Origin of the sequence: Paramicrobacterium humi (genome assembly GCF_900105715.1) — a bacterium.
In the GTDB taxonomy this organism is placed as follows: Bacteria; Actinomycetota; Actinomycetes; order Actinomycetales; family Microbacteriaceae; genus Paramicrobacterium; species Paramicrobacterium humi.
This window is the reverse complement of the sequence record NZ_FNRY01000001.1, coordinates 2,758,333-2,781,257: the sequence shown is the minus strand read 5'-3', so window position 1 is coordinate 2,781,257 and position 22,925 is coordinate 2,758,333. Positions and strand designations below refer to the sequence as shown.

18 protein-coding genes are annotated in these 22,925 nt (G+C 67.9%); 8 read left to right on the top strand and 10 right to left on the bottom strand.

All coding sequences use genetic code 11. The features are described 5' to 3' along the window. Both lepA and BLV49_RS13770 read right to left on the bottom strand, forming a co-directional pair. Positions 1–1,854 carry a translation elongation factor 4 gene (gene lepA, locus BLV49_RS13775; RefSeq protein WP_091185652.1) on the bottom strand — a complete coding sequence of 618 codons (1,854 nt, stop codon included), beginning with the start codon at positions 1,852–1,854 and terminating at the stop codon, positions 1–3. A gap of 87 nt (positions 1,855–1,941) precedes the next feature. Further along, a complete protein-coding gene (locus tag BLV49_RS13770; protein WP_218132633.1) occupies positions 1,942–3,165 on the bottom strand; it encodes an amidohydrolase in 1,224 nt (407 codons plus the stop codon). 164 nt (positions 3,166–3,329) lie between these two features. Here BLV49_RS13770 and fdhA point away from each other — a divergent pair, with 164 nt between their 5' ends. Both fdhA and rpsT read left to right on the top strand, forming a co-directional pair. After that, on the top strand, positions 3,330–4,544 hold the full coding sequence (gene fdhA, locus BLV49_RS13765; RefSeq protein ID WP_091185648.1) for a formaldehyde dehydrogenase, glutathione-independent: 1,215 nt from the start codon (positions 3,330–3,332) through the stop codon (positions 4,542–4,544). 215 nt (positions 4,545–4,759) lie between these two features. Continuing rightward, positions 4,760–5,020: a 30S ribosomal protein S20 gene (gene rpsT / locus BLV49_RS13760; RefSeq protein ID WP_091185643.1), complete on the top strand. Its 261-nt coding sequence runs from the start codon at positions 4,760–4,762 to the stop codon at positions 5,018–5,020. Positions 5,021–5,074: 54 nt separating this feature from the next. Here rpsT and holA read toward each other — a convergent pair whose 3' ends face one another. The 8 genes from holA to BLV49_RS13720 all read right to left on the bottom strand — a co-directional run bounded on the left by holA (position 5,075) and on the right by BLV49_RS13720 (position 17,468). Further along, complete coding sequence (gene holA, locus BLV49_RS13755) at positions 5,075–6,106, bottom strand: DNA polymerase III subunit delta (protein WP_091185639.1); 1,032 nt, start codon at positions 6,104–6,106, stop codon at positions 5,075–5,077. Between the two features lie 29 nt (positions 6,107–6,135). Beyond that, on the bottom strand, positions 6,136–8,433 hold the full coding sequence (locus tag BLV49_RS13750) for a ComEC/Rec2 family competence protein (protein WP_091185635.1): 2,298 nt from the start codon (positions 8,431–8,433) through the stop codon (positions 6,136–6,138). Position 8,434: 1 nt separating this feature from the next. Beyond that, positions 8,435–9,031 (bottom strand): helix-hairpin-helix domain-containing protein, encoded by a 597-nt coding sequence (locus BLV49_RS13745; protein ID WP_091185632.1) that lies wholly within the window; start codon positions 9,029–9,031, stop codon positions 8,435–8,437. 94 nt (positions 9,032–9,125) lie between these two features. Continuing rightward, entirely contained in the window at positions 9,126–11,645 is a 2,520-nt protein-coding gene (gene leuS, locus BLV49_RS13740) for a leucine--tRNA ligase (RefSeq protein ID WP_091185628.1), read from the bottom strand. Positions 11,646–11,715: 70 nt separating this feature from the next. Beyond that, positions 11,716–13,407 (bottom strand): thiol reductant ABC exporter subunit CydC, encoded by a 1,692-nt coding sequence (gene cydC, locus BLV49_RS13735; RefSeq protein WP_091187370.1) that lies wholly within the window; start codon positions 13,405–13,407, stop codon positions 11,716–11,718. Further along, a complete protein-coding gene (cydD, locus tag BLV49_RS13730; protein WP_091185623.1) occupies positions 13,404–15,041 on the bottom strand; it encodes a thiol reductant ABC exporter subunit CydD in 1,638 nt (545 codons plus the stop codon). The genes cydC and cydD overlap by 4 nt, the downstream gene beginning before the upstream one ends. A gap of 1 nt (position 15,042) precedes the next feature. After that, positions 15,043–16,047: a cytochrome d ubiquinol oxidase subunit II gene (cydB, locus tag BLV49_RS13725; RefSeq protein WP_091185621.1), complete on the bottom strand. Its 1,005-nt coding sequence runs from the start codon at positions 16,045–16,047 to the stop codon at positions 15,043–15,045. 8 nt (positions 16,048–16,055) lie between these two features. Next, positions 16,056–17,468, bottom strand: a complete 1,413-nt coding sequence (locus BLV49_RS13720; RefSeq protein ID WP_091185615.1) for a cytochrome ubiquinol oxidase subunit I — start codon at positions 17,466–17,468, stop codon at positions 16,056–16,058. A 134-nt stretch (positions 17,469–17,602) separates the two neighbouring features. Here BLV49_RS13720 and BLV49_RS13715 point away from each other — a divergent pair, with 134 nt between their 5' ends. From BLV49_RS13715 to BLV49_RS13690, 6 genes are read left to right on the top strand one after another with little or no spacing between them, the layout of a single operon-like run. Further along, positions 17,603–17,989 carry a BlaI/MecI/CopY family transcriptional regulator gene (locus BLV49_RS13715; protein ID WP_091185612.1) on the top strand — a complete coding sequence of 129 codons (387 nt, stop codon included), beginning with the start codon at positions 17,603–17,605 and terminating at the stop codon, positions 17,987–17,989. Between the two features lie 16 nt (positions 17,990–18,005). Further along, entirely contained in the window at positions 18,006–18,932 is a 927-nt protein-coding gene (locus BLV49_RS13710) for a M56 family metallopeptidase (protein ID WP_091185607.1), read from the top strand. A gap of 29 nt (positions 18,933–18,961) precedes the next feature. Continuing rightward, the gene (locus tag BLV49_RS13705; protein WP_091185603.1) at positions 18,962–19,624 is read left to right on the top strand and encodes a DedA family protein; all 663 of its coding nucleotides are present in this window, start codon (positions 18,962–18,964) and stop codon (positions 19,622–19,624) included. Positions 19,625–19,658: 34 nt separating this feature from the next. Further along, entirely contained in the window at positions 19,659–20,690 is a 1,032-nt protein-coding gene (locus BLV49_RS13700) for an App1 family protein phosphatidate phosphatase (protein WP_245723664.1), read from the top strand. Positions 20,691–20,718: 28 nt separating this feature from the next. Beyond that, positions 20,719–21,840, top strand: a complete 1,122-nt coding sequence (locus BLV49_RS13695) for a winged helix DNA-binding domain-containing protein (RefSeq protein ID WP_091185601.1) — start codon at positions 20,719–20,721, stop codon at positions 21,838–21,840. Continuing rightward, the gene (locus BLV49_RS13690) at positions 21,837–22,874 is read left to right on the top strand and encodes an FUSC family protein (RefSeq protein ID WP_091185598.1); all 1,038 of its coding nucleotides are present in this window, start codon (positions 21,837–21,839) and stop codon (positions 22,872–22,874) included. The genes BLV49_RS13695 and BLV49_RS13690 overlap by 4 nt, the downstream gene beginning before the upstream one ends. Positions 22,875–22,925: the final 51 nt, after the last annotated feature.

Below are 22,925 nucleotides of genomic sequence, written 5' to 3'. Positions count from 1 at the left end.
CTACTTCTTGTCCTTCTTCGTCTCGGTATCACCGCTCAGGGCGGCGATGAACGCCTCCTGGGGCACTTCGACGCGTCCGACCATCTTCATGCGCTTCTTGCCCTCCTTCTGCTTCTCGAGGAGCTTGCGCTTGCGGCTGATGTCACCGCCGTAGCACTTGGCGAGAACGTCCTTGCGCATGGCGCGAATCGACTCACGAGCGATGATACGTGACCCGATGGCCGCCTGCACAGGCACTTCGAACTGCTGTCGCGGGATGAGAGCCTTCAGCCGTTCGGTCATCATGACGCCGTACGCGTAGGCCTTGTCGCGGTGCACGATCGCGCTGAACGCGTCGACCTGCTCGCCCTGGAGGAGGATGTCCACCTTCACCAGATCGGCGTCCTGCTCACCACTCGGTTCATAGTCGAGCGAGGCGTAGCCTTGCGTGCGGCTCTTCAAGTGGTCGAAGAAGTCGAAGACGATCTCACCGAGGGGCATGGTGTAACGCAGCTCCACGCGCTCTTCGCCGAGGTACTCCATCCCGAGCAGGCTTCCTCGGCGACTCTGGCACAGCTCCATGATCGTGCCGACGTAGTCCTTCGGGGCGAGGATGCCGACCTTCACCATGGGCTCCGAGACCGACTGGATCTTTCCGCTCGGGAACTCGCTCGGGTTCGTCACCGTCGTGACCTTCTTGTCCTCCGTCGTCACGTGGTACGTCACGCTGGGCGCCGTCGCGATCAGGTCGAGACCGAACTCGCGCTGCAAGCGCTCCGTGACGATCTCCAGGTGCAGCAGGCCGAGGAAGCCGCAGCGGAAACCGAAACCGAGGGCGACGGAGGTCTCCGGCTCGTAGTTGAGAGCGGCATCCGACAGTTTGAGCTTGTCGAGGGCGTCGCGCAGATCCGGATAGTCGGCGCCGTCGATCGGATAGAGACCCGAGAACACCATGGGCTTGGGGTCCGTGTAGCCCGGAAGTGGCTCCTCGGCCGCCTTGCGCGCCGTCGTGACCGTGTCGCCGACCTTCGACTGCCTGACGTCCTTCACACCGGTGATGAGGTAGCCGACCTCACCGACTCCGAGGCCCTTGCTCGGCACCGGCTCCGGCGACGACACGCCGATCTCGAGCAGCTCGTGGACGGCGCCCGTCGACATCATCTGGATACGCTCACGGGGCGCGAGTGCGCCGTCGACCATGCGGACGTACGTGACGACGCCGCGATAGCTGTCATACACGGAGTCGAAGATCATGCCGCGCGCGGGAGCCTCCGGATCACCGACAGGATTCGGCACGCGCTCCACGACCCGGTCGAGGAGGTCCTCGACACCCATGCCGGTCTTGCCGGAGACCCGCAGAACGTCGTCGGGCGATCCCCCGATGAGATTCGCGAGCTCGGTGGCATACTTCTGCGGATCAGCGGCGGGAAGGTCGATCTTGTTGAGCACGGGGATGATCTCAAGGTCGTTCTCAAGCGCGAGGTACAGGTTCGCGAGCGTCTGCGCCTCGATGCCCTGTGCCGCATCCACGAGCAGGATCGCTCCTTCGCACGCGGCAAGGGAGCGCGACACCTCGTAGGTGAAGTCGACGTGGCCCGGAGTGTCGATCATGTTGAGCGCGAAGGTGTTGCCGTCCTTCTGCCACGGCATCCGCACCGCCTGGCTCTTGATCGTGATGCCGCGCTCGCGCTCGATGTCCATGCGGTCGAGATACTGAGCGCGCATGTCGCGGTCGGCGACGACGCCCGTCACCTGCAGCATGCGGTCGGCGAGCGTCGACTTGCCGTGGTCGATGTGGGCGATGATGCAGAAGTTGCGGATGAACGCCGGGTCGGTGGAGGCGGGCTCAAGGGCCGTGACTGCTCGGGGGCTCAACGCTGTCCTCACTGTGCTCGACAAAGGGGAAGAGTCCATTCTCCCATGGGACGCGGCGCCTTCAGCACCCGGCATCCGGGCCTGTCGCTAGTCGGCGAATCGCTCCGAGCGTTCGACGACGATGCCGTGCCCGTCCTCGAATCGGTAGACCTCGCGACCGTCGATGAACACGCGCTCGGCGCGGCTGTTCACGTCGAGCGGGTCGCCCGACCACACGACGAGGTCCGCGTCGAGTCCCGGTGCGAGCGAGCCCACTCGATCGTCAAGACCGAGGAAAGAGGCCGGGTTCACCGTGAGCGCTTCGAGGGCGGCAGTCGGGTCGAGTCCTTCCTTGACGGCGAGTGAGGCCTGGTGCACGAGGAAGTTGATCGGAACGACGGGGTGGTCGGTGGTGATCGCCACGCGGACGCCTGCGGCGACCAGGCGGGCGAGGTTGCCGATGGCTCGGTCCCGCAGCTCGACCTTCGAGCGGGACGTGAACATCGGCCCGAAGATGACCGGGATGTCGCGTTCGGCGAGGACGTCGGCGATCTTGTGCGCTTCCGTGCCGTGGTTCACGACGAGGCGGTAGCCGAATTCGTCGGCGAGCCGGAGTGCCGTTGCGATGTCGTCGTGCCGGTGCGTGTGCTGATCCCACGCGAGCTCGCCGGACAGCACGCGGGCGAGAGTCTCCTTGGTCAGGTCGCGAGCGAACGGCGTGCCGGCCTCGGCGGCGGCATCGCGCGCGGCGACGTAGTTCTGCGCTTCGACGAACGCCTCGCGGATTACCTTCGCCACGCCGAGCCGCGTGCTCGGGGTCTGCTTCTTGTCGCCGTAGATGCGCTTGGGGTTCTCACCGAGCGCGGACTTGACGCTCACCGCGTCGGTGATGACCTGCTCGTCAATGGTCCGTCCGCCCCAGGCCTTGATGGCGACGGTCTGTCCGCCGATCGGATTTCCGGAACCCGGCTTGACGACGATGGACGTGACACCGCCCGCGAGAGCGTCACGGAACCCCTCATCGTCGATGTTGATCGCGTCTATCGCCCGCACGGCGGCCATGTTGGGATTGGTCATCTCGTTCGTGTCGTCGCCCGCCCAGCCTCCGGCCTCCTCGTGGATGCCGACATGGCCGTGTGATTCGACGAAACCGGGAAGCACCCACTTCCCCGAGACGTCGATGACGTGCGCGTCGGCAGGGATATCGACGGTGTCGCCGACGGCCTGGATGCGGCCGTCCACGATCAGAACTGTGCCGTCTTCGATCGGAGCGGCGGCGATGGGAAGCACGCGGGCTCCCGTGAGCGCGAAGGTTTTGCGGGTGTCAGTCACGATTCCACTGTAGGCGCTCGAACTCGAGGTCACGCAGCGGGGATTCAGTCGACGCCTATACCACGAATCGTAAGGATCATTCCCTTTAAGACGTGAGCACCGTATGGTGCGTTATACAGACGTTACTTGTCTGGGAAGAATCATTGCCAAGGGAAGGTATGAGAATGCCAGGGAACAGAGCAGTTGCCTACAAGGGTCCGCGGCACGTGGAAGTCATCGACATCGATTACCCCACTTTCGAGTTGAAGGACGGACCCGGTGTGGATCCGGCCAACGTCGGCCGGAAAGTGCCGCACGGTGCGATAGTCAAGACCGTCGCGACGAATATCTGCGGGTCGGACCAGCACATGGTGCGAGGACGCACCACCGCCCCAGTCGATCTCGTTCTCGGTCACGAGATCACCGGCGAGGTCGTCGAAGTCGGACCGGGTGTCGAGTTCATCAAGGTGGGCGACATGGTCTCCGTGCCGTTCAACATCGCGTGCGGGCGATGCCGGAACTGCAAGGAAGGCAAGACGGGTGTGTGCCTCAACGTCAACCCGTCGGGCTACGGAAGCGCCTACGGCTACGTCGACATGGGCGGCTGGGTCGGCGGCCAGGCCAACTATGTGCTCGTGCCGTATGCGGACTGGAACCTGCTGAAGTTCCCAGACCGCGATCAGGCGCTTGAGAAGATCATGGACCTCACGATGCTCTCGGACATCTTCCCGACCGGGTTCCACGGGTGCGTCTCGGCGGGAGTGAAGCCGGGATCGACCGTGTATATCGCCGGCGCGGGACCCGTCGGCCTCGCCGCGGCGACAGGCGCGCAGCTCCTCGGCGCCTCGGTCGTCATCGTCGGCGACATGAACGAGCAGCGTCTCGCGCAAGCCCGGAGCTTCGGCTGTGAGACCGTCGACCTGACAAAGGGCGGGCCGGCAGAGCAGATCGAGCAGATCGTCGGCGAGCCGTTCGTGGACTGCGCGGTCGATGCCGTCGGATTCGAGGCGCGCGGCCATGGCGCGGACGCTGGGGAAGCGCCGGCGACTGTGCTGAACTCGCTCATGGAGATCGAGCGCTCGGGCGGGCAGCTCGGCATCATCGGGCTGTACGTGACTGGTGACCCCGGTGCTGTCGATGACGCCGCTAAGAAGGGGTCCCTGTCACTGAGTCTCGGGACGGGCTGGGCGAAGTCGCTCTCGTTCACGACCGGGCAGTGTCCGGTCATGCGCTATCACCGGGGACTGATGAACGCGATACTGCACGACAAGGTGTCGATCGCGAAGAACGTGAACGCGAAGGCGATTTCCCTCGAGGATGCGCCGCAGGGCTACGCGGACTTCGACTCAGGCACGTCGGTGAAGTACGTTCTCAACCCGAACGGTTACATCGACGCCTGACGAGACGCCAGAATACCGGCCCGATGCCGCGGCGGCACGTCTCGTGCTGCCGCGGCATCGTTCTGCCGGACGCGCCGTTCGGATTACGCGAAGCGATGAGCTGCTGATAGCATGTGGTGTTGGCTTGCGTGTGGCGGAAACCGCACGAATCGCCGGGAGCGCCCTCTCTCGCCCCACCGGCACCACCGAACACACCAAACGAAAGCATATAAAACGTGGCAAACATCAAGTCGCAGATCAAGCGAATCGGCACCAACCTCAAGGCTCAGGAGCGCAACCGCGCGGTGAAGAGCGAGCTCAAGACGCTCGTGCGCTCCACGCGCGAGGCCGTCGCCGCGGGCGACAAGGACAAGGCGACAAAGGCGCTTGCTGTCGCTTCGAAGAAGCTCGACAAGGCCGTGAGCAAGGGTGTCATCCACAAGAACCAGGCCGCGAACCGCAAGTCGGGTCTCGCGAAGCAGGTCAACGCTCTCTAAGCAGAACGTGCGCTGAAACCCCGCTTCGGCGGGGTTTTTCGCGTTTGAGGAGGTCTAGCTGCGGCCCCGCCGTGCGATGACGCCGATGAGCTTCTCGACCGCGAACACGGGGTCGCGGCCTGCTCCCTTGACGGCGGCATCCGTCTCCGCGAGGGCGAGAATGGCGCGCCCGAGACCCTCGTCGGTCCAGCCCTGGAGGTCTCGTTTGGCGCGGTCGACTTGCCACGGCGCCATGCCGAGCTGTCCTGCGATCTGGCCCGACGGTCCGTGGGCGCCGCTCACTTTCGCCATTGTGCGCACCTTCATCGCGAATGCCGCGACGATCGGCACCGGGTCGGCGCCGGAGGCGAGCGCATGTCGCAGTCCCATGAGCGCTTCTCCGTGACGCCCGGCGATCGCCGAGTCCGCGACGGCGAAGGCGGTCGTCTCTACGCGACCGCCATAGTAGCGGTCGATCGTCTCCTCGGTGATCTGGGCGGCGGAATCCGAGATCAGCTGTTGGCAGGCCGCCGCAAGCTCGGCGACATCGTCCGTGAAGGCGGACACGAGCTGCCGGAGCGCCCCCGGGGTGATCCGCTTGTCGGAGCGCTGGAACTCCGCCTTGGCGAAGTCGTACTTCTCGGAATCCTTCTTGAGATCGGCGCAAACGACCTCGATCGCGCTGCCGCTCGCGGAGCGGATCGCCTCGAGCAGCTTCTTGCCGCGGACGCCGCCGGAATGGCGGAGCACAAGGTACGCCGCTTCCGCGGGCTCCGCGAGATACTCGAGCGCTTCGGCCAGGAAGGCGTCCGTGCACTTCTCGACGTTCGACACGCGGATGAGCCGAGGCTCCGCGAACAGGGAGGGACTCGCGACCGTGAGCAGCTCCCCCGGCTGGTAGGCGCCGGCGTCGATGTCGCTGACCTCGAGGCTCGGATCCTCGGCGCGCAGGTAATCGCGCAGTCCCTTGATGGCGCGCTCCGCGAAGAGCTCCTGAGGCCCCGAGACGAGCACGACGGGCGAAGGCCTGACCTCGTGCCACTCAAGCTGCGGAATCGCAGAGGCGGCCTTCGCCGTGCGTGGTGTGCCGCGCCGACCTGCCGCCATGAGGCTCCTTCCGATCCGTTGCCTCAAGCCTAGCCGGAGGGGCTGACGGCCGGCTCCGGCTGTGCGCTCTTCGCCGTCCACGCGCCGATGCCGGTCGGCTCGCTCCAGAGCATGATCATTCCCTGCTCATCAGTTCTGAAGACGCGCGATCCGGCCCGCTTGAGCATCTCGAGAGCCGCGCCGGTGGGATGCCCGTAGTCGTTGTCCGCGCCAACGGAGACGAGAGCGATCGAAGCCGCCACCGTCTCGTAGAGGGCGGGCTCCTGATCAGCGCTGCCGTGATGGGAGACCTTCACGATGTCATATCTGCCGTCGAGTGTGTGGCGCCGCAGCAGTCGGCCTTGTGCGTCCTGCCCGAGGTCGCCGAGCAGGAGCACGCTCAAGCCGTCCACGTGCACGCTCAGGGTCACGCTCCCCGCGTTGCCGTCGAGGTGAGGGTCGGCGGGCCAGAGCACGTCGTATCGGATGCCGCCGACGGCGCCGCTCATCCCGGCACGGGCGATCGTCACGCGGGCGCCCGCCTGCTCCAGATCGCTGACGATCTCGGCGCCCGCGTCGTCGTGCGGGGTCTGCACGAAAGCCTCGGCCGTGCGGCCGTACACGGCGGCGACTCCTCCCCGGTGGTCGAGGTCATAGTGAGTGAGCACGAGCAGGTCGATGCGCTGGATGCCAAGCTCCGCAAGGCAGTCTCCGAGAGGCTTCGGGTCGGGGCCTGTGTCGACGAGAAGCACCGCCCCTCCTCCCCGCACGAGCACAGCGTCCCCCTGGCCGACATCGCATGCGGCGACCGTCCACGTCGCCGGACGACGCAGCGCATCGGCGATCGCGGCGCCGCCGAGGATTCCGCCGTATCCGCCGGTGCCGAGCAAGAGCGCGACCGCGAGCAGGGCGCCCACTCGATGACGGCGGAGCCGATTCGACATCGTAAGCGCCGCGAGGGCGGCGGCCGCCGCTCCGATGAGCAGCGCGCCGGGCACGCCCGGAAGCCACGGGAGATTCGCGGCGGGCAGTCCCGACGTGACGTTCGCGACGCCCGCGATCCACGCGGCGGGCACGAAGCCGATCCAGGCGAGAACGAAAGCAGCACCGGGATGCGCCGTGCCGACGATGCAGGCGATGAGCCCAGCCACCGTGCCGAGCGGGGCTGCCGGTGCCGCGAGGATGTTCGCGGCGACCCCGTAGACCGGGAGGGTGCTGCTCAACAGGATCAGCACCGGCTGACACGCGAGCTGCGCCGCGAGCGGCAGAGACACGAGGTTCGCGACGAGGCGAGGAAGCACGCGTGCGATCGCGTTCGCGAGCGGACGTGCGAGCACGAGCAGCCCGGCTGTCGCGAGCACCGAGAGGGCGAAGCCGGCATCGAGCGCGAGCCAGGGGTCGGCGATGAGCAGCCCGATCACGGTGACGGACAGCACGGACAGTCCGCCGGCGGGGCGCCCTCGCGCGTGCACGATGAGCGCTATCGACGCCATCACCGCCGCGCGAACCACGCTCGCCTGGGGCGTCACGAGAACGACGAACGCACCGAGGAGCGCGAGAGCGCCGACCGTGCGCATCCAACGTGCGACGCCGAGCCGAGCGAGCACGGCCATCGCCGCCGCCACGACGATTGCGCAATTCGCGCCGGAGACCGCTGTGAGATGGCTCAGCGACGATTGCTTCATAGCACCGTCCAGGTCGCTCGACACGGCTGTCGTGTCGCCGACCGCGAGTCCCGGCAGCAGCCGGCCGCCGTCGCCCGGCAGCTGAGCGCACAGGGCGACGAAGCGCTCGCGCATCGTTCCCGCCCACGCGAGATACGCGGGCGGATCCTCCGTCTGGACGAGCTCCTCGTCGCTGAACAGCAAGGCGGATGCCGAATCGCCGGGGTCCGTGAGCAGCACCCGCGCTCGCATCGTCACCGTCGAGCCGAGGTGAGGCGCCGCCGTCGTCTCCGGCGACGTGAACACGGCGACCGGCACGTTCACCGCTCGCGCGTCGAGTTCTCGCAGCGTGGCGGTGGCGCGCAGTTTGCCGCCCGAGCTTGGCGCGAGCGCGGAGTCGAGAACGACGACGGCGTCGACGAGGTGACCCTGCTCGGCGGCCTCCACGAGCACGGGAGGCCGGCGAACCGGTTCGGCCAGCGCCGCAGTGACGCAGACACCGACGCCGCACGCGGCCGCGACAGCGACCAGCGCCAGAACGCCGCCCCGGCGGCGAGCGACGACGACTCCGCAGCACACCGTCGCACACAGGAGGCAGAGCGCCGCGCCGAGCACGTGTGCTCCGCTGAGCAGCGCGCTGAGCGCGACGATCCAGGCGATGGCGGCGGGCAGCGCGAGTCGCATGTCACACCGTCACGAGTTCCTGCAGCATCGCGAACGTCTTCTCGCCGATGCCCGACACGCTGCGCAAATCGTCGACGGACCGGAAACCCCCGTTGTCGTCTCGCCACGCGATGATGCGCTGCGCGAGCGCGGGACCGATGCGCGGGAGCGTCGCGAGCTGCTCGGCGCTCGCTGTATTGAGATTGACGAGCCCGCCGGCATCCGTGCCTTCTTGCGCCTGTTCTGTCGTCTCGCCTGTTGTCGGCACGCGCACCTGCTCCCCGTCGGTGACGAAGCGAGCGAGGTTCACGCCGGCCTGATCCGCGTCCGCGGTGAAGCCTCCCGCGGCAGCGACGGCGTCCATGACCCGCGCACCGTCGGTCAGCCGGTACAGTCCCGGATCCGACACGGCGCCGAGAACATGCACGTAGATCGTCGCCGGTGCCGCCGATGCGGAGGGATGCGGGACCACCGCGGAGCTCGACGAGCCAGGCTGCAGCAGGGTGACGAGGACCGTGACGGCGAGACCGGCGAGCACGACCAGGACGGCGGCACCGGCACCGAGTCGCAGGCGTCGCGGTCGTCGGGCTCGTCTTGCCACTTCGGCCCGCTCACCCATCCCACGAGCGTAGGACCGGTGGAGCCGGAGAACCGGCGGGCGACGCGTCCTGTGGAGGGCGCGCCGCCCGCGAGCGCTGTGGAGGGGCGAGCCGCTACTTGGCCGTGGCGATGCTCACGATCTTCGGGGCGCGCACGATGACGTTTCGGATCTCCGCGTCGCCGATGGCGCGCTGCACGTTGGCATCCGCGCGTGCGAGACGCTCGAGCTCCTCGGGTGCGATCGACGGCGGCACCTGCAGACGACCGCGAACCTTGCCGTTGACCTGGACGACGGCCGTCACCTCTTCCTCGACGAGCAGGGTCGGGTCGGCTTCCCGCCACGTGACATTGGCGACGGCGGGCTCATAGCCGAGATGGCTCCACATGTCTTCCGCGGTGTACGGCGCGAAGACGTTGAGCGCGATGGCGATCGTCTCGGCCGCCTCACGGACGGCCGGGTCGCCGGCGCCGGGACCTGCGTCGATCGCCTTGCGGGTCACGTTGACGAGCTCCATGAGCCGCGCGATGGCGACGTTGAACTTGTACGACTCGATGAGCGCGGGTGCATCGTCGAGGAAGCGGTGCACCTGCCGGCGCAGCTGCACGTCACCGTCGCTGAACTCGAGATCGGGCTCGCTCGACACGTCGTGCGCGATGCGCCAGGCGCGAGCGAGGAACTTCGAGGAGCCGGCGGGAGACACGTCGGCCCAGTCGATGTCGTCCTCGGGCGGTCCGGCGAAGGCGAGAGTGACGCGGAGCGCATCGGCTCCATAGGCGGCGAGCTCACCGGCGAACTCGACGAGGTTGCCGACGCTCTTGCTCATCTTCTGGCCGTCCATGAGCACCATGCCCTGGTTGAGCAGGGCCGTGAAGGGCTCGACGAAGTCGACGTAGCCGAGGTCGTGCAGCACCTTCGTCATGAAGCGCGCGTACAGCAAGTGCAGGATGGCATGCTCGACGCCGCCGACGTACTGGTCGACGGGCGCCCAGCGCTTCGCCTCCTCGACGTCGAAGGCGACGTCGTCTGAGGTCGCCGAGAGGTAGCGCAGGAAGTACCACGAGCTGTCGACGAACGTGTCCATCGTGTCGGAGTCGCGACGCGCTGGACCGCCGCACGTCGGACACGCGACATTCACCCAGTCGTCCGCGGCGCCGAGCGGACTCGCGCCCTTCGGACGCAGGTCGAGCCCCTCGGCGGGCGGAAGAGTGACGGGCAGCTGGTCCTCGGGAACCGGAACCTCGCCGCACTGCTCGCAGTGGATGATCGGGATCGGGGTGCCCCAGTAGCGCTGCCGCGAGATGAGCCAGTCGCGAAGGCGGTAGTTCTTGGCCGGAGCGCCAAGGCCGCTCTCGCGCAGCGACGCGGTAATCTTCTCGATCGCCTCCGCCTTGCGCAGGCCGTCGTACGGTCCCGAGTTCACGAGCACGCCGTCGCCCGCGAGAGCCTCGGTCATCGTCTCGGCACGCAGCGGAGCGGCATCCGTCTCCTCGACCGTGGTGTCGACGACGATCCGGATCGGCAGTTCGAACGCCTTGGCGAAGTCGAAGTCGCGCTGGTCGTGCGCGGGCACGGCCATGACGGCGCCGTGCCCGTAGTCGGCGAGCACGTAGTCGGCGGCCCAGATCGGCAGGCGCTCCCCCGTCAGCGGGTGAACGGCGTAGCGACCGAGGAAGACGCCGCTCTTCTCGCGCTCGGTCGAGAGGCGGTCGATGTCGGTCTCGCCTCGGGTCTTCTCGAGGTACGCGTCGAAGGCTTCGCGAAGCTCCGGCTCCGCGCCCTCGACGAGTTCGCTCGCGAGTTCCGAGTCGGGAGCGACGACCATGAACGTCACGCCGTAGAGCGTGTCGGGGCGCGTCGTGTACACCGTCACGGGGTCGTCCCGGCCCTCGATGTGGAACTCGACGTCGGCACCGGTGGATCGGCCGACCCAGTTGCGCTGCATCGACAGCACCTTGTGCGGCCAGGTGTCGGCGAGCTGCTCGAGGTCGTCGACGAGCCGGTCGGCGTAGTCGGTGATGCGGAAATACCACTGGGTGAGCTTGCGCTTGGTGACGAGCGCGCCGCAGCGCTCGCAGTGACCGTCGACGACCTGCTCGTTCGCGAGCACCGTCTGGTCGTTCGGGCACCAGTTGACGGGGCTCGCCTTGCGGTACGCGAGGCCCTTCTCGTACAGCTTGAGGAACAGCCACTGGTTCCAGCGGTAGTACTCGGGGTCGGACGTGTGCAGTTCACGCGACCAGTCGAACGACGGGGCGTAGATGCGGAAGCTCGACTTCTGCTGCTCGATGTTGCCGTAGGTCCACGCGCGCGGATCCACGCCGCGCTTGATCGCCGCGTTCTCGGCGGGCAGCCCGAACGAGTCCCAGCCGATCGGGTGCAGCACGTTGTATCCGCGCTGCCGCCAGTACCGCGCGACGATGTCGCCGAGGGCGAAAGCCTCGGCGTGGCCCATGTGCAGGTCCCCGGACGGGTACGGGAACATGTCGAGCACGTACTTCCGCGGCCGCTCGTCAGTCGCGTCGTCCGTGGAGAATGGGTTCAGCTCGTCCCAGACGGGAAGCCACGCCTCTTGGATGGCAGCGAAATCGTACTTCTCCGCCTGATCGGCGGCCGGGGTGTGCTCGTGGGACACGTTCTCTCAATCTCAGTCTGCGGGGAAGCTGGCGCCGCGTGCGCGGGCGATCCAACTCTCTACGATACCGCTACGCGAGCCGCCCTTCCCGCATCGTGAACCTCCGGTCGATCAGGCCTTCCGGCGCCGTGTCGTGCGAGATGAGGATCACGGTGCGGCCTTCGGCGCGAGCCGCTTCGAGCAGGTCGCGCATGAGCCCTTCGCCCAGTGCCCGTTCGACGTTCGCCGTCGGCTCGTCGAGCACGAGGATGGGGAAGCCGCGCAGCAGCGCTCGAGCGAACGCGAGGCGTTGCGCCTGCCCTCCCGACACGAGCGAGCCGCGCTCCCCCACGCGCGCGTCGAGGCCGCCGCGGGCGCGCACCCAGTCGGCGAGCCCGACGCGTTCGAGGACGCCCATGAGCTCGGAGTCGTCCGCGGTGTCCCGCGCGAACAGCAGGTTCTGCCGGATGGTGTCATCGAACAGGTATGGATGCTGCTCGCAGAGGCCGACGAGCGATCGAACCGCCGCACCGGACTCCGCCTTGGCGCCACCGATCGTGTAGACGCCGTCGTGCTCGAGGAAGCGCACGAGCACGTGCGCGAGAGTCGACTTGCCGGAGCCGGATTCGCCGTCCACCAGCACGCACTCCCCCGCGGCCGCCTCGAACGTCACCCCGCGCAGCGTATCGACAGCGGCGCCGGGCCAGCGCGCGGACACGTTCTCGAGGCGAAGGTCAAGGCCCTCGCGACCGGCCAGATCCACGTCGGGCCGAACCGCCTCCGCCGGAACTTCGGCGGGAACTTCGGCGGGAACGACCGCGGGTGCGGTCTCGGCGATGCGCTCGGCGCTCGCGCGCACCTGCCGCCACGTGCCGAGGGCGACGGGAACCGTGCCGATCGCCTCGAACACGGCGAGCGGAACGAGCACGACCACCGCGAAGCCGGGGCCGCCCGCTCCGTTGGCTCCCACGAGCGGAAGAGCGGATGCCGCCGCTCCCGCGACCGCGAGCCCGGCGCACAGCGTCAGCACGCCCGCGCCGATTCCGGCGCCGCTCGCGCGGCGCACGAGCGCCCGCGTGAGCGCGCGGTCGGCGTCGCGAACGCGCTGCCTCGCCTGATCCGCCGCGCCGAAGTGGCTGAGCACGGCGAACCCCGACACGTAGTCGAGCACGGCGTCGTTCAGTCGTGCGCGCAACGGCGCGATGCCCCGCTCCGCCGCGGCGGCGATCCTCGTGCCCGCGAGCGTGGAGAGGACCCCGCCGACGATGAGAGCCACGAGAAGCACAAGCGCGGCGGGCGCGGAAAGGAGCGCGACGCCGCCGACGGCGACCGCCGCGACGACACCGGCGATGACGAGCGGCTGCACGACGCGAAGCCAGAGGTTCTGCAGTTCGTCGACGTCGCCGACGAGAGCGCTCAACAGGGAGCCGCGGCGGGTGCCGCCGAGGCCCGCCGGTGCGAGCGGGATCAGCCGCTCCAGCAGACCGACGCGGAGGCCGGAGAGCTGGCGGAACACGGCGTCATGGCTGTAGAGGCGGTCGAGGTAGCGGAACACCGCGCGGGCGAGAGCGAACGCGCGCACGCCCACGGTCGCCATGGTCAGGTACAGCACGGGAGGCTGTTCCGCGGCCCGCGTGATGAGCCACGCGCTCGTCGCGAGCAGCGCGACGGCCGCGAGTCCCGAACCGGCACCCGCGAGCAGTCCCGGAAGCGCGTTTCGCGCCGGCGGAAGCGCCGTGCGCAGAACGCGCGCGGTGTCGAGGTCGAGCGTGCGCGCGTTCATGCGGGGACCGCCGTTCCCGCGTCGAGCCGGATCGTCTCGTCCGCCCACTCGACGAGCGCCTCCCGGTGGCTCACGAGAACGACGGCGATGCCGTGACCGGCGAGCTCGCGGATGCCGCGCGCGAGCGAGTGCTCGGTGCGCGCATCGAGGGCGGAGCTCGGCTCGTCGAGCGCGACGACGCTGCAGCCGCGGGTGAGCGCCCGGTAGTAGGCGCGCGCGACGCCGACGCGCTGCGCCTGCCCGCCGGACAGGCCGGCACCGCCGACTCCGACGCCGGTGTCGAGGCGAATGTCACCGGCGGCGGCCAGGCGAAGGCACTGCTCGGCGACGGCGCTGTTCGGCGCGGGATCTCCGAGTGACACGTTGGAGCGCACCGTCCCGGCCTGCAGGGACGGGTCTTGCGGAGCCCAGGCCAGCCAGTCGCGGGCGGCGACGGGGGCTCCGCTCACGTCGACGCCGTCGACCCGCATGGCGCCCTCGTGCGGAAGCACCCCGGCGATCGCGGCGAGCAGGCTCGACTTCCCGACTCCGCTCGGGCCCGTGATCGCTGTCACGTGGCCGCGCCGCAGCACAGCGGAAAGACCGTCGACGACGACGGTGCCCTCGCGGCGGATCGTGACCTCGTCGAGGGTCAGATCACCGCGCAGCTCACGCGCGTGCGCGGGCCTTATCGGGGCCGCCGCCGCCTCGTCGAGGATCGCGAACGCATCCTCGGCCGCTTCGACGCCCTCGGCGGCCGCATGGAAGTTCGCCCCGACCTGGCGCAGCGGCTGGAACACTTCCGGCGCCAGCAGGAGCACGAACAGGCCTGTCGCGAGCGGCAGGCTGCCGTCGACGAGGCGAAAGCCGATCGAGACGGCAACGAGCGCGACGGACAGGCTCGAGAACAGCTCGAGGACGAAGCCGGAGAGGAACGAGACGCGCAGCACCGCCATCGTCGTGCCCCGGTAGTCGTCGGTGATGTCCCGCATGCGCGTCAGCTGGCGGCGTTCGCGGCCGAAGATCTTCAGCGTCGCGAGCCCGCCGATCACGTCGAGGAACTGGGCTGACAGCCGGCTGAGCGTGTTCCACTGTTTGCGCTGCACCGATCGGGTCGCGAGTCCCACGAGCACCATGAAGACCGGGATTATCGGGAGCGTGACGGCGAGGATGACGGCGGACAGCCAGTCCTGGCTGAGCACCGTGATGAGCAGGACCGGAACGGCGAGTGCCGTCAGCAGTAGCTGTGGGATGTAGCGCGCGAAGTAGTCGTCCAGCGCATCGAGGCCGTGGCCGAGCAGCGTCGTGAGACGGGCAGAGTTGTGCCGCGCGAGCCAGCCGGCCCCGAGCGTGTCGAGAGCGCTGAGCACGCCCTCGCGCAGCTCGCTCTTCGCACGAGCGGCCGCGCGCATCCCGACGACTTCGGTCAGCCACGACAGGATGCTGCGGAGCACGACGATGACGGCGACGCCGCCGAGGGCGCGCGCGATGCCGGCGGCATCCGCACCATCGATCACGCCGGTGATCACTGAGGTGACGAGCCAGGAGAACGCGATGATGCACAGTGTCGTGCCGAGGCCGACGAGCGCAGCCGTCGCGAGCGCGCCGCGGCTGGAGCGCGCGTACCGCAGGAGGCGAGGGTCGAGTGGCTTCACGTCAGTGCGCCGCCTCGGGAATGTGCTCGCGGGTCACGCGCTTGCGGAAGATCCAGTACGTCCAGCCCTGATAGACGAGCACGAGCGGGAGGGCGCACAGCGCGATCCAGCTCATCATCTGGAGCGTGTACGGCGAGGAGGAGGCGTTCGCGATCGTGAGACTGTTCGCCGGGTCGTTGATCGCGGGCATGACGGCGGGGAACAGCGCGGCGAACAGGCTGAGAACGGCCGTGGCGATAGTTCCCGCCATGAGGGTGAACGCGACGCCCTCGCGACCTGCCGCGTTGGCGACGAGTGCGCCGATGAGCAGCACGGCCGCGGAGACGGCGAGGATGACGACGGCCGTCGCGCTGTGCGAGCTGATGGTCCAGGTCAGGAACGCGGCGGCCGCGATGACGGTCACGACGCCCGCGCGCGCCGCGAGCTTGCGCGCGCGATGCCGGATGCCGCCGTCGGTCTTGAGCGCGACGAAGACGACGCCGTGCGTGAAGAAGAGCAGGAGGGTCGTGACGCCGCCGAGGAGCGCGTACGGGTTGAGCAGGTCGAGGAGGCTGCCGGCGAAGTCGTGGTTCGCGTCGAGCGGCACACCGCGCACGATATTGGCGAACGCGACGCCCCAGAGAAGCGCCGGCAGGGCGGAGCCGACGACGATCATCGCGTCGAAGCGTCGCTTCCACGACGCTTCCGGGCGCTGATGCCGGTACTCGAACGATACGCCGCGCAGGATGAGCGCGATGAGGATCACCAGCAGCGGCAGGTAGAAGCCGCTGAACAGCGTCGCGTACCACTCCGGGAAGGCGGCGAACAGGGACGCTCCCGCGACGATGACCCAGGTCTCGTTCAGATCCCACACGGGGCCGATCGTGTTGATGAGCACGCGGCGGTCTGTGTCGTCGCGGCCGAGGAACGGAAGCGACATGCCGACGCCGAAGTCGAAACCGTCGAGCACGAAGTAGCCGACGAACAGGACGGCGATGATCCAGAACCAGAGAATTGTGAGATCCATGAGCGCTCCTAGTACACGGTTGCTCGAACGACGGATGCCGGCTCGCCCTCCGCGGCCGGTTCGAGCGGCTCGGGGCCCTTGCGCACGGCTCTCAGAATGAGCCGGAACTCGACGACAGCGAGCGAGCCGTAGACGAGAGTGAAGGCCAGCAGGGAGATGAGCACGCTCAGGCCGCTCACACCGGGCGAGACGCCGGCCTCGGTCTTCAGCAGACCGAAGACGAGCCACGGCTGCCGCCCCATCTCCGTGAAGATCCAGCCGACGCTCATCGCGAGCAGCGAGGCGGGGAACGACCAGATCGCGGCCTTCCACACCCACCGGTTCTGCGGCATCCGACCCTTGCGCGTGAGCCACAGGCCCACGACGGCGACGAGAATGTGGAGCATGCCGAGACCGATCATCCAGCGGAAGGACCAGTAGGTCACCCAGATCATCGGCGCGTAGTCGCCGGGACCGTAGAGTGCGGCGTAGTGGGCCTGCAGATCGTTGATGCCCTCGACGGTGCCGTCGAACGAGTGCGTCGACAGCAGCGACAGCAGATAGGGCACGCGGATGGAGAACAGCTCGTGCACGCCGTCGGGAGTGCCGAGTGTGAAGATCGAGAACGACGCGTCAGCGCCCGTCGCGGTCGTGTAGAGGGCCTCAGCGGCGGCCATCTTCATCGGCTGCGCGTCGACCATCGCGAGGCTCAGCTGGTCGCCGACGATCGTGGTTCCGGCGCCGGCGATGAGCATGAGCCACATTCCGAACTTGAGCGCAGGGCGCATCGTCTCGAGGTTGCGGCCGCGTGCGAGGTGCCAGGCGGCGACGGAGATGACGAGGCCGGCGGAGACCATGAAGCACGCGAAGATCGTGTGCGGGAACGCGGCAAGCGCGACGGGATTCGCGAGCAGCTCGCCGAGGCTCGTGAGCTCGGCTCGCCCCTTCTCCTCGTTGATCGTGTAGGCCACGGGGTTCTGCATGAAGGCGTTCGCGGCGATGATGAAGTACGCGGACAGAACGGTGCCGACAGCGGTGATCCAGATGCACGCGAGGTGCAGCTTCTGCGGCAGTCGGTCCCAGCCGAAGATCCACAGTCCGATGAACGTCGCCTCGAGGAAGAACGCGAGGAGCGCCTCGAGCGCGAGCGGGGCGCCGAAGACGTCGCCGACGAAGCGCGAATAGTCCGACCAGTTCATTCCGAACTGGAACTCCTGCACGATGCCGGTCACGACGCCCATGGCGAAGTTGATGAGGAAGATCTTCCCGTAGAAGTGCGTGAGCTGCAGGTAGTGCGTCTTCCCTGTGCGGACCCATGCCGTCTGGAAGATCGCGACGATCGTTGCCATGCCGATCGTGAGCGGCACGAACAGGAAGTGGTAAAGAGTCGTCAGTCCGAACTGCCACCTGGCGAGGATCAGCGGATCGAGAAAACTCTCCATGCGGGCACCCTTCCACAGTTTCTACAGAACGTAGAACAACAACTTCTACCGATTGTAGAACACATTTCTACACGTCGTAGAGACGCGTTCTACACAATGTAGAGTCATGGTCGAAAACCGCGTATCCTAGACACATGGCAACACTCGGTGAACTTGAGCGCACGGTGATGGACGTTCTCTGGTCCGCGCCCGATCCGCTGAGCGCTAGCGATCTGCGCGACAAGCTCCTCGCGAAGGCAAGTGAGACCGCTGGTCGTCGGCAGCTCGCCGCCACCACGATCCTCACGGTGCTCTCCCGCCTCGAGGCGAAAGGCTTCGTCTCCCGCGACCGCTCACAGCGCCCCCACCTCTACGTCGCCGTGACCACACGAGCCGATCACACGGCGGAGCTCATGCACGAAGTGCTCGGCAGCTCTCCCGATCGGGAGGCAGCGCTCGCCCGATTCATCGGCCAGGTCTCCCCCGCCGAGGCGGACACGCTTCGCTCGCTCCTCGGCGTTCGTCCGCCCGCACTGAAGTGACCGTACGCTGACCTCCATGGTCATCGCGTCCGCTCTGCTCGCCGCGCTCGCCCTCGCTCTCGCCTGGCCGATTCCGATCGCCTTGTCGCGCGCAGCGTGGCCGTCACGCGCGCCCGCCGTGGCGCTTTTCGCGTGGCAGGCGATCGCGCTCTCCGGCGCTCTCTCGATGATCGGCGCGCTGGTCACGTTCGGAGTCTCAGGGATCGCCGCGTCGGTGCCGTCCGGAATCCGGATGCTGCTCGCGAGCGCCGGCAGCGGCAGCGTCCCTGAGGGACTCGGTCTCGTGCACTTCTTCGCCCTCAGTTGCGCCGTGCTGTTTGCCGGGCACCTGTTCCTCAGCATGATCACGACGTTCGTCAAGACCGAACGAGAGCGCCGTCGACAGCACGACCTCGTCGCGCTGCTGAGCGCCCCCGAACCGCGCGTTCCCGGCGCTCGGGTGATGGAGTACCCGGCACCCGTCGCGTATTGCCTCCCCGGCGCCTTCCGGACCGCGACCGTGCTCACGGACGGTCTCGTGAAGGTGCTGTCACCGGAGGAGCTTGGCGCCGTCGTCGCGCATGAACGCGCTCATCTCACTCAGCAGCATCACCTCCTGCTGCTGTCCTTCACAGCGTGGCGAAAGGCCATCCCGTGGTTTCCCATCGCCACACGGACGCGCGCCGCGGTCGGTCTCCTCGTCGAGATGCTCGCCGACGACACGGCTCGCGTCGAGGTGGCGGCCGAGCCGCTCGTCTCGGCGATAGTGACCGTCGCGACGGCCGGTGGCGAGGCGAGCGCTCCGGACATCGGGGTGGCAGACTCGACGCCCGAATCCGCTGCTCCCCGGGTGTCGCGGCTTCTTGCCCCGCCTCATCCTCTTCCCGGTGCCGTGACGGCTGCGATCCTCGTCCTGTCCGCGATTGTCGTGTGCGTGCCGCCGGTTCTGCTGTTCGCAGCCTGAGCGGAGCACCGGTGGTCTAGGCTCGCACCGTGAACGACATCCTCACGTGGCTGCTCGACGCTGTGCAGAGCGTCGACCCGGCGCTGAGGACGGCACTTGCCGGCATTGCGATCCTGCTTGAGACGAGCATTCTCATCGGCTTGATCGTCCCGGGCGACACGATAGTTATCGTCGCCGGGACCGGCGTCGATGGTGTCGGACAGTACATCGCGCTGTACCTCGTCGTCGTCGTCGGAGCGCTCACCGGCGAGAGCATCGGCTTCGCCCTCGGCAAGTACTTCGGCCACTACGTCCGACGATCCCGTCTCGGGCGCCGCATCGGGGAGCACAACTGGCGGCGCGCCGAGAACTACCTCGAACGACGAGGCGGCATCGCCGTGTTCCTTTCCCGCTTTCTCCCTGTGCTGCACTCCCTCATCCCCGTGACGGTCGGCATGAGCCCGATGACGTACAAGCGGTTCCTCGCGTGGACGGCGCCGGCGTGCCTCATCTGGACCGCCGGCTACGTCTCCGTCGGCTCCGCCGCCGCCGAGACGTATCGCGACCTCGCGAACCAGCTTCACTTCGCCGGCTACATCTTCGTCGGCATCATCGCCGTGTTCCTCGTCGTCGCGTGGGCTGTCAAGACCGCCCTGCAGCGCCTTGAGAAGCGGCATATGGCACACGAAGAGCGCGGCGGCGACCCGGACTGACGCCCTCCACCGTGGAACATGACAGTATTGTCTGGTGCCCGGCGAACCGACGAACTCCCCCAAGCCGGCGCCCGCGCGGCTTCACCGCGCCGCCCGGCTCGACGACGCCGTGCTCGCGTGGCGCGCCCGCCGTGCCGTGCGCCGCGGCATGGTTCCCACCGTCGCTTCGTACACGGGATACGGCTCGACCGAGTGGGTTCGCGTACTCGGTCGGGTGCTGTATTCGCACCCCGACCGGAAGCGGGAAGCGGAGGAACGCACCCGGGGGTGGCGCAGCTTCACGAGCATTCCGGTCGTCTCGTGCCCCGTCATCGTGGAGATCGACGGTGTCGCCCATGAGGTGATCGCCGACCGCGGCGGCGTGATCGACGAGGTCGTTCCCGCGCAGCTGGAGCCGGGCTGGCAGACCATACGAATGAGTTCGCCGGGTTCCGAGCCGGTTGTCACCGACGTCTACATCGTCCATCCGGACACCACTGTGGGCGTCATCTCCGACGTTGACGACACCGTGATGGTCACCGCTCTGCCGCGTCCGCTCGTCGCGGCGTGGAACACCTTCGTTCTCGACGAACACGCCCGCACTCCCGTGCCCGGCATGGCCGTGCTTCTCGACCGTCTCTCCCGACAGCAGGGCGGATGCCCTGTCATCTACCTCTCCACGGGCGCGTGGAATGTTGCGCCGACATTGACGCGGTTCCTCTCCCGCCACTTGTACCCGTCGGGTCCGCTGCTCCTGACGGATTGGGGCCCGACACACGACCGCTTCTTCCGCAGCGGACGTGCGCACAAGGAGCAGAGCCTCCGGCGGCTCAGCGACGAGTTCCCGCAGATCTCGTGGCTGCTTGTGGGCGACGACGGGCAGCACGACGAGGGCATCTACTCGGATTTCGCCACGGAACGACCGGCCAGCGTGAAGGCCGTCCTGATCCGGCAGCTCTCCCCCGGTGAGGCGGTGCTCGCGGGCGGCCGCGCCAAGCGGGAACAGCACGGCTCGGGCCTCACCTGGGTCTATGCCCCGGACGGCGCTGGTCTTCTGACCGAACTCGACGACCTGCTCGAGCTCTGACGTCGGCCGTCGCCCCTACAGTGGCTGCATGGTTCTGCTCACCGCTGCAAGGCTCCGACGCGCACGCTTCGCCTCCCTCGGCCTGAGCCAGCCGACGGCGCCGACGGCGGAAGCAGTGGTCGGTCGCCTCGGCGCCGTGCAAGGACAAGATCTCCCCGGCGTGCTCTGGTCGCTCGCGTCGCGAACGCGATCGTGCACCGTCGCGGACGTTCGCGCCGAGTTCACGGCGGGCCGTCTCGTGCGAGGCTGGCCCATGCGCGGCACGCTGCACGTCGTTCGACCCGTAGATCTCGCTGCGTTCACAAATCTCACGTCGCCACGAGTGATTCGCTCGATGGCCGCGACAGACCGTCGGCTGGGTCTTACGCCCGCGGTCATCGAGGGCGCCTGCGAGAGCGTGCTCGGCGGGCTTGCTGAGCGCGGGTCGCTCGACCGGCAGGCGCTGCGTGGGCTCATCGCCGAATCGGGAGTGAGCACGACGCCAGCGCAACGCGTCAGCCATGTCGTGTACCACCTCGCCGCGCGGGGCCTCATCTGCCTCGGGCCCTTCGCGGGCACCACGCAGCTGTTCGTCGACGCGCGACGCTGGTGTGGGTCCGCGCCGTCCGACTCCGATCGGGAACAAGAGGCGGATCTCTCGAGACTTCTGCTGGCCTATATTTCCGGCCATGGTCCGGTCAGCGCCGCTGACGCAGCGCGCTGGTTCGGGCTCCCGATCACGCTCATCAGGAGTGCCCTCGCGTCACTCGACGACCGCCTAATGACGGTGGAAACACCGAGCGGGCCCCAGTGGATGGCGGCATCCGCGTTGAGCGAGGAGATTCTCATCGCCTCGGAGAAGCCGGTCCCCGTGCGTCTGCTCGCCGGCTTCGACGAGTACATGCTCGGCTACGTCGACCGCGGTTTCGCCGTCCCCGCGGGTCGTCTTGATGAGATCGTGCCCGGCGGCAACGGCATGTTCCGAGCGACGATCACGGTCAGCGGAACCGTCGCCGGCATCTGGACAAAGCAGAACTCCGGCAGAGTTATCGGACTGGAACCGTTTCGCGAGCTCTCCGCGGCCGCCATGCACGGCATCGTGCGCGAGGCGCGCAGGTACGCCGCGGCGTGGGAGCTCCCGGCCGACCCCCGCATTAGTCTGAGGGGATGAAGCTCACCCGCCGAATCCAGGCGTCGCAGCGATCACCGCTGCTTCAGGTGCTCAAGACCTCCGTCGCGACCGCTGTCGCGTGGATCGTCTCTGGGCTCCTTCTCCCGGGCGAGCTTCCGGTGTTCGCCGCCATCGCCTCGCTCCTCGTCGTTCAGCCGAGCATCAACCAGTCCTTCGCAAAGGCGATCGAGCGCAGCGTCGGAGTCATCGCCGGGGTGATCCTCGCGACGCTCATCAGTCTCGCTCTCGGACAGAACAGCTGGATCGTGATCCTCGCGATCCTCGTCGCCGTTCTGCTCTCGTGGGTGTTCAAGATGACGCCGGGCACCGGAAACCAGGTCGCGATCAGCGCCATGCTGGTGCTCGCGCTCGGCTCGAGCTCCCCCGAGTACGCCCTCGACCGCATCATCGAGACGCTCATCGGGGCGGCGGTCGGTTTCGCGGTCAACCTGCTGATCGTGCCGCCCGTGCTTGTCACCCCGGTTCGTGACAGCATCGCCCGACTCGGCAATGAGCTCGCGGCATCCCTCGAGCGGCTTGCCTCGGCCATGCGCGCCCCACAGCGGGAGGCGGACCTCGAGGCGCTGATGATCGAGGTTCGACTGCTCCGCCCTATGAGAGAGGCCGCCGACGCGGCGATCACAGACGGCGAGGAGTCGCTGACCCTCAATCCGCGCAAGTCCTCGCATCGCGGGGATCTGAAGGAACTGAGCGAAGTGCTCGACCGGCTCACTCCCGTCGTCACTCAGGTCATCGGCATGACCCGTGCGTTCCGCGATCACTACGACGATGATCTGCACGCTGAGCCGACCGTCACAGCCATCGCCGGTGAGCTCACGCGCGCCGCGCATGACCTGCGGCTCGTGATGCGCCCTGCGTTCATCGAACCGGAGCCGATGACCTCGGAGTTCCCCGCGCTGACAGCCCCGCTGCAGATCTCTCCGCCGCAATCGACGCACTGGGTGCTCATCGGCTCGCTCATGGAGGACTTGCGCCGCATCCGCGAGGAATTGCTCATCGACGACCCGGACTGAGCGATAGGCTCGCGATGCGCCGCATCGGTGCAGTGTCTGTGAGAAAGGCGA

Coding starts and splice junctions, on each gene's coding strand:
- BLV49_RS13710 (WP_091185607.1), top strand. CDS start 18,006: ATGGTCATCGCGTCCGCTCTGCTCGCCGCGCTCGCCCTCGCTCTCGCC.
- BLV49_RS13695 (WP_091185601.1), top strand. CDS start 20,719: ATGGTTCTGCTCACCGCTGCAAGGCTCCGACGCGCACGCTTCGCCTCC.
- BLV49_RS13715 (WP_091185612.1), top strand. CDS start 17,603: ATGGCAACACTCGGTGAACTTGAGCGCACGGTGATGGACGTTCTCTGG.
- BLV49_RS13745 (WP_091185632.1), bottom strand. CDS start 9,031: ATGGGTGAGCGGGCCGAAGTGGCAAGACGAGCCCGACGACCGCGACGC.
- holA (WP_091185639.1), bottom strand. CDS start 6,106: ATGGCGGCAGGTCGGCGCGGCACACCACGCACGGCGAAGGCCGCCTCT.
- BLV49_RS13750 (WP_091185635.1), bottom strand. CDS start 8,433: ATGCGACTCGCGCTGCCCGCCGCCATCGCCTGGATCGTCGCGCTCAGC.
- cydC (WP_091187370.1), bottom strand. CDS start 13,407: ATGAACGCGCGCACGCTCGACCTCGACACCGCGCGCGTTCTGCGCACG.
- BLV49_RS13690 (WP_091185598.1), top strand. CDS start 21,837: ATGAAGCTCACCCGCCGAATCCAGGCGTCGCAGCGATCACCGCTGCTT.
- fdhA (WP_091185648.1), top strand. CDS start 3,330: ATGCCAGGGAACAGAGCAGTTGCCTACAAGGGTCCGCGGCACGTGGAA.
- BLV49_RS13720 (WP_091185615.1), bottom strand. CDS start 17,468: ATGGAGAGTTTTCTCGATCCGCTGATCCTCGCCAGGTGGCAGTTCGGA.
- cydB (WP_091185621.1), bottom strand. CDS start 16,047: ATGGATCTCACAATTCTCTGGTTCTGGATCATCGCCGTCCTGTTCGTC.